The 12,917-nt window shown below is 71.0% G+C and carries 10 protein-coding genes; 4 read left to right on the top strand and 6 right to left on the bottom strand.

Going from position 1 to position 12,917, the window contains the following annotated elements; genetic code table 11:
- Positions 1-157: 157 nt before the first annotated feature.
- The 4 genes from QZ749_RS22160 (at position 158) to QZ749_RS22145 (ending at position 6,599) form a co-directional block, all read left to right on the top strand.
- A complete protein-coding gene (locus QZ749_RS22160) occupies positions 158-1,570 on the top strand; it encodes a TIGR03013 family XrtA/PEP-CTERM system glycosyltransferase (RefSeq protein ID WP_296951576.1) in 1,413 nt (470 codons plus the stop codon).
- Between the two features lie 67 nt (positions 1,571-1,637).
- Complete coding sequence (gene prsK / locus QZ749_RS22155; RefSeq protein ID WP_296951575.1) at positions 1,638-3,740, top strand: XrtA/PEP-CTERM system histidine kinase PrsK; 2,103 nt, start codon at positions 1,638-1,640, stop codon at positions 3,738-3,740.
- Positions 3,741-3,750: 10 nt separating this feature from the next.
- Entirely contained in the window at positions 3,751-5,112 is a 1,362-nt protein-coding gene (prsR, locus tag QZ749_RS22150) for a PEP-CTERM-box response regulator transcription factor (RefSeq protein WP_296951571.1), read from the top strand.
- Positions 5,109-6,599 carry a right-handed parallel beta-helix repeat-containing protein gene (locus QZ749_RS22145; RefSeq protein WP_296951568.1) on the top strand — a complete coding sequence of 497 codons (1,491 nt, stop codon included), beginning with the start codon at positions 5,109-5,111 and terminating at the stop codon, positions 6,597-6,599. Before prsR ends, QZ749_RS22145 begins: the two co-directional genes overlap by 4 nt.
- 7 nt (positions 6,600-6,606) lie before the next feature.
- Here the strand turns inward: QZ749_RS22145 and QZ749_RS22140 are convergent, their stop codons facing one another.
- From QZ749_RS22140 to QZ749_RS22115, 6 genes are read right to left on the bottom strand one after another with little or no spacing between them, the layout of a single operon-like run.
- Positions 6,607-7,449, bottom strand: coding sequence for a hydrolase 1, exosortase A system-associated (locus QZ749_RS22140; RefSeq protein WP_296951564.1), 843 nt, complete (start codon positions 7,447-7,449; stop codon positions 6,607-6,609).
- Positions 7,439-8,290, bottom strand: a complete 852-nt coding sequence (locus QZ749_RS22135; RefSeq protein ID WP_296951561.1) for a hydrolase 2, exosortase A system-associated — start codon at positions 8,288-8,290, stop codon at positions 7,439-7,441. The genes QZ749_RS22140 and QZ749_RS22135 overlap by 11 nt, the downstream gene beginning before the upstream one ends.
- On the bottom strand, positions 8,287-8,535 hold the full coding sequence (locus QZ749_RS22130; RefSeq protein ID WP_296951558.1) for an acyl carrier protein: 249 nt from the start codon (positions 8,533-8,535) through the stop codon (positions 8,287-8,289). Before QZ749_RS22130 ends, QZ749_RS22135 begins: the two co-directional genes overlap by 4 nt.
- Before the next feature lie 50 nt (positions 8,536-8,585).
- Positions 8,586-10,046, bottom strand: coding sequence for an oligosaccharide flippase family protein (locus QZ749_RS22125; RefSeq protein ID WP_296951556.1), 1,461 nt, complete (start codon positions 10,044-10,046; stop codon positions 8,586-8,588).
- Positions 10,047-10,063: 17 nt separating this feature from the next.
- Complete coding sequence (locus tag QZ749_RS22120; protein ID WP_296951553.1) at positions 10,064-11,299, bottom strand: pyridoxal-dependent decarboxylase, exosortase A system-associated; 1,236 nt, start codon at positions 11,297-11,299, stop codon at positions 10,064-10,066.
- On the bottom strand, positions 11,296-12,879 hold the full coding sequence (locus QZ749_RS22115; protein WP_296951550.1) for an acyl-CoA ligase (AMP-forming), exosortase A system-associated: 1,584 nt from the start codon (positions 12,877-12,879) through the stop codon (positions 11,296-11,298). Before QZ749_RS22115 ends, QZ749_RS22120 begins: the two co-directional genes overlap by 4 nt.
- Positions 12,880-12,917 lie beyond the last annotated feature (38 nt).

Below are 12,917 nucleotides of genomic sequence, written 5' to 3'. Positions count from 1 at the left end.
CCCCCTGTCTTGGTCAGCAATGAAAAACGGTAAGAAATATGGGCGAGCTAACGCCAAAAAAATTTCCACCAGGCAATTATTTATCGGAATGCCGTCGCGCGTCGTGCGCATGCATTCGTATTCACAATAAAAACTAGACAGAATACCGGAGGCTCGCATGCTTAGGATTGCAAACCATTACGTCTCGAAGATCGTCTTCGTCCTGCTGTTCGTCGAAGTGCTGGTGCTGCTCGGCGCCGCCTATATCGGCGCCGCCGTGCGCTTCATCGACCTGGGCCAGGCGGTGTCGCTGACGAACCTCGAACACCTCGACCATTTCTTCACCTCGGCGATCGCCTTCGCCGCCGCGATCATCTTCAGCATGAGCGCGATGGGCATGTACCAGCTCGACTTCAACGAAGGGCTGCGCAATCCCTTCTTCATGAAGCTGATGCCCTCGTTCCTGATGGGCTTCCTGATCCTGACGCTGGTGTTCTACGTGGCGCCCGACCTGTATTTCGGCCGCGGCATCCTGGCCCTGGTGTTCGGCATCTCCGGCGCCGGCATCTTCCTGGCGCGCATGGCGTTCTTCAAGAGCTCGCAGCTGCGCTTCATGGAAACGCGCATCCTGTTCCTCGGCAGCGGTCCGCTGGCCAAGGAGTGCAGCGACCTGGCGCGCCAGAGCGCCAGCTACCACCGCTACAAGATCACCGGCTTCGTCCCGACGCCGACCGAGGAATTGTGCGTGCCCTCGGGCAGCCTGCTGCAGTCGCGCGAAGGGGAGTCGATCCTGGCGATCGCGCGCCAGCACAACGTCGAGGAAATCGTGGTGTCGGTGCAGAACCGCCGCGGCGGCTTCCCGATCAAGGACTTGCTCGAGTGCAAGCTGGCCGGCCTCAAGGTCACCGACGCCGCCACCTTCTTCGAGCGCGAGACCTGCCAGATCCGCGTCGACTCGTTGCAGCCTTCGTGGCTGGTGTTCGGCGGCGGCTTCGACCAGAGCTACGTGCGCAGCTTCATGAAGCGCTGCTTCGACCTCGTGTGCAGCGTGCTGATCCTGGCCATGACCTTCCCGGTCATGCTGCTGGCCGCGCTGGCTGTGTGGATGGAAGACCGCGGCCCCGTGTTCTACTCGCAGGAGCGGGTCGGCAAGGACGGCAAGACCTTCCGCGTGCACAAGTTCCGCAGCATGCGCACCGACGCCGAAAAGGGCGGCAAGCCGCAGTGGGCGCAGCAGAACGATCCGCGCATCACCCGCGTCGGCAACTTCATGCGCAAGACCCGCATCGACGAGCTGCCGCAGATCCTCAACGTGTTCAAGGGCGAGATGTCGTTCGTCGGCCCGCGCCCCGAGCGCCAGTACTTTGTTGAACAGCTGATCGAAGTGGTTCCGTATTACAATGTTCGCCACAGCGTCAAGCCGGGCATCACCGGCTGGGCCCAGGTGCGCTACGGCTACGGTTCTTCGGCCGAGGACGCGCTGCAGAAGCTGCAGTACGACCTGTATTACGTGAAGAACAACAGCCTGTTCCTCGACGTCCTGATCCTGATCGACACCCTGAAGGTCGTGCTGTTCCGTAGCGGGCGCTGATTCCAGTCCGCGGTCGTGCCGGCAAGCCGGCGGCCGCGGTTTACATTCATTCGTGCCCAGCAGCATCGTGACCAATATCGCCGCTTCCAGTTATACCCTGGCCGCCATCGGCTTTCTGGTGCTGGGCCTGCCCGTGCTGTCGGGCTGGCGCGGCCGCGCCCAGCGCGGCGCCCTGTCGCTGGCCTGCCTGGCCACCGCGGCCTGGGCGGCGGCGCTGGCCTGGGACGCGTCGCGCCAGGTATTGTGGAGTCCCCTGGGCGGCATGCTGGAAGTGGTGCGCGATGGCGCCTGGTCGCTGTTCCTGGTGGCCCTGCTGGGCAACTGGCGCCATGCGGAGCAGGTGGAGCCGGACGGCCAGCCGCCGCGCCTGCGCGCGCTGCGCCCGTCGCTGCTGGCGGCGGCCGCCGCCTACCTCGTGGTGCTGGCCGTCATCGGCGCCGGCTGGCTGGACCCCGACCTGATGCACGTGCTCGGCGTGCCGCTGCTGGGCGCCTTCATGGGCCTGGCCGTGTACGGCATGCTGCTGGTCGAGCAGGTGTACCGCAACCGCACCGTCGAGGAACGCTGGGCGATCAAGTTCGCCTGCCTGGGCATCGGCGGCATGTTCGCCTACGACCTCTACCTGTACAGCAACACCATGCTGTTCCGCGAGATGAATCCGGACGTGTGGACGGCGCGCGGCGTGATCAACGCCCTGACCGTGCCGCTGCTGGCCGCCTCGATCTCGCGCCGCAAGTCCTGGACCACGTCGTTCGCGGTGTCGCGCCGCGTGGTGTTCCATTCGGCGGCACTGTTCGGTTCCGCGATCTACCTGCTGGCCATGGGCTCGGTCGGCTATTACCTGCGCTACGTCGGCGGCAGCTGGGGCACGGTGATGCAGACCGGCTTCCTGTTCGGCGCCGTCTGCCTGCTGGGCGTGATCCTGTTCTCGGGCAGCGCGCGCGCCTGGCTGAAGGTCTCGATCAGCAAGCACTTCTTCCGCTACAACTACGACTACCGCGAGGAATGGATGCGCTTCACGCGCACGCTGTCCGAGCGCGGCCCGCACCTGGGCGAGCGCGCGCTGCAGGCGCTGGCCGCGCTGGTCGAGAGTCCCGGCGGCGCGCTGTGGCAGCGCAGCGACGGCGGCGGCTTCGCGCAGCGCGCGCGCTGGCAGGCGCCGGCCGTGGCCAGCACTGAGCCGGCCGATTCGGCGTTCTGCCGCTTCCTCGAAAGCACCCAGTGGGTGGTCGACCTGGACGACTACCTCGCCCATCCCGAGAAGTACGAGGGCCTGGTCGTGCCAGGCTGGCTGCTCGACATCCCGCGCCGCTGGCTGGTGGTGCCGCTGATGCTGCAGGAAACGCTGTTCGGCTTCGTCGTGCTGCAGCGCGCGCGCAGCCCGCTCAAGCTGAACTGGGAAATCTTCGACCTGCTGGAGATCGCTGGCAGCCAGGCCGCCAGCCACCTGGCGCAGGACGATGCGGCCAATGCGCTGATGGTGGCGCGCCAGTTCGAATCGTTCAACCGCATGTCGACCTTCGTCGTGCACGACCTGAAGAACCTGGTGGCGCAGCTGTCGCTGATGAACGCCAACGCCGGAAAGCACAAGGACAATCCCGAATTCCAGCGCGACATGCTGGAGACGCTGGACCACTCGGTGCAGAAGATGAAGCTGATGCTGCAAAAGCTCGGCCGCACCGAGAACGCCGTGGCCAAGCCGCAGCCGCTGGCCGTCGACCACGTGGTGCGCCAGGCGATGGCCCTCAAGAGCGCCTTCGAGCCGCATCCGCAACTGGTGGTCGAGGAGGCCGGCCTGGTGGTGGTGGCCGACCGCGAGCGCCTGGAGCGCGTGCTGGGTCACTTGATCCAGAACGCGATCGAGGCCACGCCGCGCGACGGCACCGTCTCGGTGCGGGTCGGCCAGCGCGCCGGCCGCGACGCCGCCGAGATCGAGATCGCCGACACCGGCGCCGGCATGAGCGAGGAATTCATCCGCGAGCGCCTGTTCAAGCCCTTCGAGTCGACCAAGGCGGCCGGCATGGGCATCGGCGTGTTCGAGAGCCGCGAATACATCAACGAACTGGGCGGCCTGCTCGAAGTGACGAGCCGGCCCAGCCAGGGCACCACCTTCAGGGTCGTGCTGCCGCTGCAGCGCAGCGCGGCCGCGACCACGGCAACGATCGCCTGACAGAGGAACCATGACACAACAAAAACAGAAACTGCTGATCATCGAAGACGACCCGGGCCTGCAGAAGCAGCTGCGCTGGAGCCTGGATGCCTACGAGGTGGTGGTGGCCGGCGACCGCGAAGCCGCGCTGGCCCAGGTGCGCCGCCACGAGCCGGCGGTGGTGACGATGGACCTGGGCCTGCCGCCCGACCCGGACGGCGCCACCGAGGGCCTGGCCACGCTGCAGCAGATCCTGGCGCTGGCGCCGGACACGCGCGTGATCGTCCTGACCGGCAACCAGGACCACAGCAATGCCGTCAAGGCGATCGGGATGGGCGCCTACGACTTCCACCAGAAGCCGGTCGATCCCGAGGTGCTGAACCTGGTGATCCAGCGCGCCTTCTTCCTGTACAACCTGCAGCAGGAAAACCGCCGCATGCAGCAGTCGCAGGCCGATTCGCCGCTGGCCGGCGTGATCTCGCGCGACCCCGGCATGCTGAAGGTGTGCCGCACCGTCGAGAAGGTGGCGCCGACCTCGGCCTCCGTCATGCTGCTGGGCGAATCGGGCACCGGCAAGGAAGTGCTGGCGCGCGCCGTGCATGCGCTGTCGCCGCGCGCCAAGGAACGCTTCATGGCGATCAACTGCGCGGCCATTCCCGAAAACCTGCTGGAGAGCGAACTGTTCGGCTACGAGAAGGGCGCCTTCACCGGCGCCGCCAAGCAGACCAAGGGCAAGGTCGAGCTGGCGCACGGCGGCACCTTCTTCCTCGACGAGGTCGGCGACCTGCCGATGCCGCTGCAGGCCAAGCTGCTGCGCTTCCTGCAGGAGCGCGTGATCGAGCGCATCGGCGGCCACGAGGAAATCCCGGTGGACGTGCGCATCGTCTGCGCGACGCACCAGAAGCTCAAGGAACTGTGCGCCCAGGGACGCTTCCGCGAAGACTTGTACTACCGCCTGTCCGAGATCGTCGTGACGATCCCGCCGATGCGCCAGCGCGAGGGCGACGCGGCCCTGCTGGCGCACCATTTCAAGAACAAGTTCTGCGCCCAGGAAGCGCGCGCCTCGCTGCACTTCGCGCCGGACGCCATCGCCGCCATCGAAGCCTATGCCTGGCCGGGCAATGTGCGCGAGATGGAAAACTGCATCAAGCGCGCCGTCATCATGGCCGACGGGAACACCATCGTCGCCGACGACCTGGGCCTGCCCGACGCCGGCGCCGAGGAAGAGCCGCTGAACCTGCGCCAGGTGCGCGACGAGGCCGAGTACAAGGCCATCGCCCGCGCGCTGGCGCGCACCGACGGCAACATCGTCAAGGCCTCCGAGATGCTGGGCATCAGCCGCCCGACCATGTACGACCTGATGGGACGCCACGGCATCAAGGCCAGCGCATGAGCGCAGGTCCGCGGCGCGCCCGCCGGGCCGGACGGGGCGGGCGGCGCGCCGGCCTGCTGCTGGCCGGCGCGGCCGTGCTGGCGCTGGCCGGCCTGGGCGCGGCGGCGGCCGTGGTCGAGCACCTCGGCCTGGCGCCGCGCGCGCTCGCGCCCTACGTCGAGAAGCGCAGCAGCGGCCACAATCCCGCCATCGTCGCCGCCGGCGCCTTCGCCAGCCGTACCTTGCTGCAGCTGGACCGCGGCGAACCGGCCGGTCCCCCGGGCGCGGCCGAACTGCGCGCGCTGGCGCTGGGCGCGCAGCCGCTCCCGGCCGGCGCGGCCGGAAGCGGCACGCTGGTGATGGAGGCCGACGGCCTGCGCCAGGCCCTGGCCCAGGCGCAGCCGGGCGAGACGATCACGCTGGCGCCGGGCGACTACCGCTTCGCCGGGCGGCCGCTGGACGCCAGCCGGCCCGGTCGCGCGGACGCCCCGATCGTCGTGCGCGCGGCGCAGCCGGGCAGCGTGCGCATCGAGTTCGCCCAGGTCGAGGGATTCCGCGTGAGCGCACCCTACTGGCGCTTCGAGAACCTGGCCATCCGCGGCACCTGCGGCGAGGACAGCCAGTGCGAGCACGCGTTCCACGTCATTGGCGCCGCCCACCATTTTGCCGCGGTCAACAATGCGGTCGCCGATTTCAATGCCCACGTCAAGATCAATGGCGAAGGCGGCGCATTCCCGGACGACGGCCTGCTGGAATCGAACACCCTGTTCAATACGCATGCGCGCCGGACCGCGAATCCGGTCGTGCCGATCGACCTGGTGGCGGCCAGCCGCTGGACCATCCGCGCCAACGTCATCAAGGACTTCGTCAAGCTGGAAGGCAACCGCGTCAGCTACGGCGCGTTCGTGAAGGGCGGCGGCGGCGCCAACGTCTTCGAACGCAACCTGGTCTGGTGCGAGGACCGGCTGCGCGGCCTGCCCGGCCAGCGCGTCGGCCTGTCGCTGGGCGGCGGCGGCACCGACAAGCCGTTCTGCCGCGACGGCCGCTGCATCGTCGAGCAGCAGGGCGCGGCCATCCGCGCCAACCTGGTGGCGGCCTGCTCGGACGTCGGCATCTACCTCAACGGCGCCGCCGACAGCCGCGTCGAGGACAATACCGTCGTCGACACGGCGGGCATCGACGTGCGCTTCGCGACCAGCAGCGCGCGCCTGGACGGCAACCTGGTGGACGGCCCGATCCGCGCGCGCGACGGCGGCCTGCTGCACCTGGGCGACAACGAGACGGCGTCGCTGTGGCCGTCCTACGTGGGCTACCACGGCGTGCGGCGCCTGTTCGCGGCGCCGCTGGACGGCGATTTCTCCTGGCGCGGCGGCGCGCCCCAGCGGCGCGGCGCGGGCCAGGGCATGGCCCTGTGCGGCGCGGGCCCGGTGCGGGCGTATGGCGCGTTCGACGATTTCAACGATTGCCTGCGCGCGGCGCCGGACCAGGGGAAGGCGCCGTCGGCCTGAAACGCCGTCACCAGCTTCGCAGCCACTCCCGCGTCCAGCGCGACACCTGGTCGCGCCAGGCGCGGCGCGAGAAGGTGTGGTCGGCCTTGTCCAGTTCGCGCCGCGTCACGCGCGGCGCGGCCAGCAGGCGTTTCCACTCCTTGTCGGCGCCGGCGAGGTCGCAGAACTCGCGCGCGGTCAGGTCGGCGCCGCTGGTGATCACCAGCACCGGGCCGCCGAAGGCGCGCAGGCCGGCGCGCATCCGCAGCGGAAACGGCGCCGTCGTCGGCGCGACCGGGCGCTCGCGCGCGGCGCGGGCCAGCCCCAGCATCGACTTGACGGAACCGGCGACGTCGAAGCGCCCGCCCAGCAGCTTGCGCCAGAATGCCGGATCGACGAGGCGCGCGCGGTAGTAATGCTTGAGGGTGGCGCGGGCGATGCCTTCCTCGCTGCGCACCCACGGGTTGAGCAGCACCACGCCGGCCACGCGCGCATCCGTGGCCGCATGCATGGCGATCGCCGAGGCGCCGTCGCACAGGCCCCACAGCACCACGTCGCGCAGGCCGGGGACGGCCGCCACGAAGGCGTCGACGGCGGCGCGCAGGTCGTCGGCGACGGCCTCGAAATCGCGCATATCCCCCTCGCTGTCGCCCATGCCGCGGTAGTCGAAGCGCATCGCGGGCACGCCGTCGGCGGCCAGGTCGCGCGCTAGCAGGGTGAACTGGCGGTGGCTGCCGGCCCGGTATTGCGGACCGCCGACGACGACCAGCACCCCGCGCGCGTGTGGTGGCGCTTGCGCGGGCAGGGCGAGGATGCCGACCAGCCGGTCGCCGCCGCAGTCGAAGGTCAGCGCGCGCTCGTCAATGGACATCGCCGGCCTTTCCGAGGGCGGCGCAGGTCGCGTCCAGCCAGCCCTGGTCGACCGCGATCTCGGGCGTGGTCCAGAACGGCGGGCAGGGCAGCGCATGCAGCGCCAGGTCGACGCCGCGCTCGCGCCAGGCCGCCGCGATGCGCGCCGCGCCGGCCGGCAGCGCCTGGCCGACGCTGCCCAGCGCCTCGAACCAGTGCACGGGGCAGGGCGGCGCCAGCGCTTCCAGCGGCGGCAGGGCGTCGAGGGCGGCGGCCAGCGCCGGCGCCAGGTCGTAGCCGGCGATCTCCAGCGTCTCGCCGGCCTGCAGCGCGGCGCGCAGCGCATTGGTGCCCGCCGGCGCGGCGCCCTCGCCGAGCAGGTCGCCGGCCATGCGCAGGCGCAGGAACTGCGTCAGGCCGGCCGAGCCCTTGGTCACGGGTTGCCACAGCAGCACGGCATGCGGGGCGACGCGGTCGCGTGCGAAGTCGAGCGCCAGCAGCGCGCCCAGGCGCAGGCCCCACAGCGTGAGCGGCTGGCCGAGGCGGGCGTCGAGCCAGGCCGCGGCGCGCGCCAGGTCGTCCTTCCAGATCTCCCAGCGGGCGTCGCCGAAGTCGCCGCCGCTGTCGCCGCAGCCGTACAGGTCGATCTGCAGCACGCCGTAGCCTTGCGCCGCCAGCGCGCGCGCCTGCAGCGCGGCCATGCGGCGTGCACGGTTCATTTCCTCGGCAAACGGGTGGACGTAGAGGACCGCGCCGCGGCAGCGGCCGGCGGGCGGGTGGTACAGGCAGAAGCGCCGGCCCGGCGCGCCGTCCAGGAAGAACGGCTCGGCCTGGATGCCGCCGTGGCCCGGCGGCGCGGTCATCCGGCGCGCTTGGCGGCGACGAACGCCGCCAGGCTGCCGAGGGTCTCGAAGGTGCTGGCGCTGAGGTCGTCGTCGCCGATCTCGATGTCGAAGCGCTCCTCGAGCGCGCCGATCAGGCTCACGACCGCCATCGAATCCAGCTCGGGCAGGCTGCCCAGCAGCGGCGAATCGGCGTCGAGGGCCTGGCCGGCCGGGCCCAGGTTCAGCACGTCGATCAGGGTGGTCTTTACATCGTCAAGGTACATGGTGCTCATTCCGGTTGCGGCGCGGCCACCGGCGGCGCGCCATGGCGCCATTATATATTCGGGCGCAGCAGCGCAAGTTTCGCCTTGACCGGCGCCGCCAGCCGGTGCACCTCGCCCGCCAGCGCGTGGCGCGTGGCGCGCAGCAGCAGGTACCAGACGGCGGCCAGCGGCAGCGCCATGACCAGCAGCCGGGCCAGCGCCGGCAGCGCGGGCGGCAGCAGGGTGTCCAGCATCCACGCCGCCGCCGCGGTGCCGAGCGTCACGGCGGCGCTGGGCGCCAGGTTGCGCAGCATCGCGCCGATGCCGTAGCCGAAATGGCGCCGCTGCTGGGCGAGCGTGAACGGGGCGGTCACCGCGCCGGCCAGGCACAGGGCCCAGGCGAAGCGTTCCAGGCTGCCGTCGAACAGCGCCACGCCGAAGCCGATGCGCGCCAGCAGCGAGACCAGGTTCGGCACCGCGCCCAGGTAGGGCCGGCCGATCGAGGTCAGGGCGATCGGGATGTAGTGGAACGCCATGCCGATCGCGCCGGCCAGCGCCAGCGGCAGGATCGCCGGCACGCAGTCCAGCCACGCCGGTCCGTACAGCGCGAGCACGATGTCGCGCCCGAGCACGGCGGACAGGGCCAGCGCCGGCCAGCCGATCCCGGTCAGCAGCGTGGACGCGCGCGCCAGCATCGGCGCCAGCGGTTCGCCGCGGTGGTGCAGCTGGGCCAGGTAAGACACGGCGCCGTAGCTGACGGTGGCCCCGGCCACGTAGCCGAAGATGGTCACGGTCGAATTCGCGCGGCTGAGCAGGCCGACCTGGCGCGCGGTGCCGAGCTTGCCCAGCACGATGTCGGGAATCGAGCCGTTCACGGTGTCGGCCGTGCTCGACGCCAGCGAGCCGAGGCCGAAGTGCGCCACGCCGCGCCAGTGCTTGAACGAGGGCAGCCAGGGCAGGCCCTTGGGGCGCATCGGGATGTAGGCCAGCGTGCAGGCGATGATGTTGATCAGGTTGGCGTAGGCCAGCGACAGGCTGCCGAAGCCCAGCTTGGCCAGCGTGACGCAGCTGACGCAGAAGCAGACGGTGCCGACGGCGACCGGGAACGCCTCCTTGCCGGCCTCGAAATTGCGGGCCAGCAGGGCGTTGGTCACGGAACCGAACGGGATGAAGAAGAAGCCGACCGCCAGCACCCGCAGCACGGGGACGATCGCCGGCTCGGCGAACCAGTCGCCGATCGCGGCGCTGGCCAGCAGCAGGATGGTGGCGATCAGCCAGGACGTGAAGAACAGCACGCCCATGGCGGAGCGCAGCTTGTCCGGCGTCAGGTCCTGCTCGCGCTGGATGTAGGCCGACACGCCGAAGTCGCGGAACACGTGGGCGAAGTTGGTGAACACCACCGTCATCGAGAACACGCCGATCTCCGCCGGCGTGAGGATACGCGCCAGCATCAGGCTGACCGCGAACTGCAGGACGGTCGCGCCGGTCGACGACAGGAAGGTGATGACCAGCGAGCGGCGCAGGTTGGGCATGGCGGGACGCCGGCCGCTCAGACCAGCACCTCGGCCGGCGCCGGATGGCCCAGGAAGGCGGTCGGGCTGGCCGACAGGCCGTAGGCGCCCGACTGGAACACGACCACCAGGTCGCCGATGTCGGCCTGCGCCAGATCCATGCGCTCGGCCAGCACGTCCAGCGGCGTGCACAGGGGCCCGACCACGGACACGTTTTCCGTCGCGCGGGCGGCGTCCATGCGGTTGCCGATCGCGGCCGGGTAGTTCTTGCGGATCACCTGGCCGAAGTTGCCGGAGGCCGCCAGGTGATGGTGCAGGCCGCCGTCGGTGACGAGGAAGACCTGGCCGCGCGAGACCTTGCGGTCGACCACGCGCGCGACGTAGATGCCGGCCTCTCCCGCCAGGTAGCGCCCCGATTCCAGCGACAGGCGCGTGCCCGGCAGCGCGGCGTCCAGGCGCGCGAGGCAGCGTTCCAGGTTGTCCGCGACCGGCGCCAGGTCGAGCCGCTGCTCGCCCGGGAAATAGGGGATGCCGAAGCCGGCGCCCAGGTACAGGCCCGGCAGCGCGCGTCCCGCCTCGCCGGCGAGCTGCAGCGCCAGCTCGACGCCGCGCGCGTGGCTGTCGGCGATGGCGTCGGCCTTCAGGCTCTGCGAGCCGCCGAAGATGTGCAGGCCCTGCAGCGCGATGCCCAGCGCATCCAGGCGGCGCAGGCTGTCCGGCACCCGCTCGGCGTCGATCCCGAAGGGCTTGGCGCCGCCGCCCATGCGCATGCCGGATCCCTTCAGCTCGAAGTCCGGGTTGACGCGCACGACCACCCGCGGCGCGATGCCCAGCTCGTCGCCGATCCGCGCGGCGGTGTCGATCTCGCGGTCCGACTCGACGTTCAGCAGGATGCCGGCGGCGATCGCCTGGGCCAGCTCGGCCGGGGTCTTGCCGGGACCGGCGAAGCTGACGTGGGCCGGGTCGAACCCGGTGTCGAGCGCCGTCTTCATCTCGCCCGCCGAGGCGACGTCGAGGCCGTCGACCAGGGCGGCCATGTGCTGCACCACGGCCGGCATCGGATTGGCCTTGACCGAGAAGTGCAGGCGCAGCGCCGCCGGCAGGGCGGCGCGGGTATCGCGCACGCGCTGCGTCAGCAGGGCGCGGTCGTAGGCGTAGAACGGCGTGCGGCCGACGCGCAGCGCCAGCCGGGACAGCGGGATGCCGCCGACCAGCAGTTCGCCGCCGGCGACGGCGAACTGGTGCATCGCGGCGTGGACGGGCTTGGTGCTCATGGGGGGCTGGTCTCGAACAGGTTCAGGAAGGGCAGGGCCAGGGTCTTGCGGTCGATCTTGCCGTTGGGGTTGCGCGGGAAGGCGCCGGCGCGCACCTCGACGTGGGCCGGCACCATCCAGCCCGGCAGGCGCTGCTGGCAGGCGCGGCGCAGCGTGGCGGCATCGGGCGCGTCGGCGGCGCTGCTGGCGGCCAGCAGGACGATCGCCTGGCCCAGTTCGGGATGCGGCACGCCGAAGGCCACCGCCTCGTCGACGCTGCCGAGGGCATACACGGCGTCTTCCAGCTCGGTCGGGCTGACGCGGTAGCCCGACACCTTGATCAGGTCGTCGGCGCGGCCGATGTAGTACAGGTAGCCGTCGGCGTCGCGGCGCACGGTGTCGCCCGACCACACGGCCATCTCGACCAGCGGCAGGCCCGGGTCCTGGCCAGGGGCCGGGCGGAAGCGCTCGGCGGTCTTGGCCGGATCGTTCCAGTAGCCCAGCGCCACCAGGGCGCCGCGGTGCACCAGTTCGCCCGGCTCGTCCGGCGCGCAGGGCGTGCCGTCGGGCCGCACCACCATCACCTCGGCGTTCGGGATCGCGCGGCCCATCGAGCCGGGACGGCGGTCGATCTCGTCCGGCGGCAGGTAGGTGGAGCGGAACGCCTCGGTCAGGCCGTACATCAGGAAGACCTGCGCGCGCGGCAGCGCGCGGCGCAGCGCGGCCAGCGTGGCGCCGGGCATGGCGCCGCCGGAGTTGGTGATGTAGCGCAGCGTGCAGCCGTCCGGCCAGGCCAGCCGCGACAGCTGGTTCCACAGCGGCGGCACCGCGCCCAGGCCGGTGATGCCGTGGGCGGCCACGGCGTCGACCACGTCGCGCGCGAACAGGTGGTTCAGCAGCACGGCGCTGGCGCCGGCCAGGAAGGCGCAGGTGAGCTGGCTCAGGCCATAGTCGAAGCTGAGCGGCAGCACCGCCAGCAGGCGGTCGTCCGGCACCAGCGCCAGGTAGTCCGCGACGCTGCGCGCGCCCGCCACCATGTTCCGGTGCGACAGCACCACGCCCTTCGGCTTGCCGGTGCTGCCCGAGGTGTACAGGATGGCGGCGACGTCGGTGTCGATGCGCCGGTGCGGCGCCCGCGGCGCGGCGCCGGCCAGCGCCTCGTCCCAGGCATGCAGCGCCATGCCGGTCGCCGCATCCGGTGGCGTCGCGCCGGTGACGAACACGGTGCGCAGGCCGGGGCAGCGCGCCAGTTGCGGCGCCAGCTGCGCCAGGCGTTCGCCCGACGTGACCAGGATGCGCACGTCGCAGTCGGCCAGGATGTGGGCGACCTGCTCCGGCTTGAGCAGCGGATTGACCGGCACGAACACGCCGCCGGCCAGCGCGGCGCCGAACAGCGCGGCCACGTTCTCGACGCGCTTTTCGAGGTAGACCGCGACCCGTTCGCCGCGCGCCAGCCCGGCGCCGAGCAGCGCATGGGCGGCCTGCCGCACGGTGCCGGCCAGCGTGGCGTAGTCGAGCCGGGTCGTCCCGTGGACGAGGGCCGGCGCCGCCGGCGCGCGCTGCGCCGACGCGAAAATGAAGTCGTGGATCAGGTCGCTCATCGGAATAAACGGTTCGCGCTGTCGGGCCGGCGGCGGGC

Source organism: uncultured Massilia sp., assembly GCF_913773735.1.
Lineage (GTDB): Bacteria > Pseudomonadota > Gammaproteobacteria > Burkholderiales > Burkholderiaceae_D > Telluria.
The sequence above is the reverse complement of the archived record's forward strand: the minus strand, read 5'-3'. Positions and strand labels throughout refer to the sequence as shown.

What these genes read in the sequence shown, in the direction of transcription:
- QZ749_RS22140 (WP_296951564.1), bottom strand. Translation starts at nt 7,449, where the DNA reads ATGTCCATTGACGAGCGCGCGCTGACCTTCGACTGCGGCGGCGACCGG.
- QZ749_RS22120 (WP_296951553.1), bottom strand. Translation starts at nt 11,299, where the DNA reads ATGAGCACCAAGCCCGTCCACGCCGCGATGCACCAGTTCGCCGTCGCC.
- QZ749_RS22160 (WP_296951576.1), top strand. Translation starts at nt 158, where the DNA reads ATGCTTAGGATTGCAAACCATTACGTCTCGAAGATCGTCTTCGTCCTG.
- QZ749_RS22115 (WP_296951550.1), bottom strand. Translation starts at nt 12,879, where the DNA reads ATGAGCGACCTGATCCACGACTTCATTTTCGCGTCGGCGCAGCGCGCG.
- prsR (WP_296951571.1), top strand. Translation starts at nt 3,751, where the DNA reads ATGACACAACAAAAACAGAAACTGCTGATCATCGAAGACGACCCGGGC.
- QZ749_RS22125 (WP_296951556.1), bottom strand. Translation starts at nt 10,046, where the DNA reads ATGCCCAACCTGCGCCGCTCGCTGGTCATCACCTTCCTGTCGTCGACC.
- QZ749_RS22145 (WP_296951568.1), top strand. Translation starts at nt 5,109, where the DNA reads ATGAGCGCAGGTCCGCGGCGCGCCCGCCGGGCCGGACGGGGCGGGCGG.
- QZ749_RS22130 (WP_296951558.1), bottom strand. Translation starts at nt 8,535, where the DNA reads ATGTACCTTGACGATGTAAAGACCACCCTGATCGACGTGCTGAACCTG.
- QZ749_RS22135 (WP_296951561.1), bottom strand. Translation starts at nt 8,290, where the DNA reads ATGACCGCGCCGCCGGGCCACGGCGGCATCCAGGCCGAGCCGTTCTTC.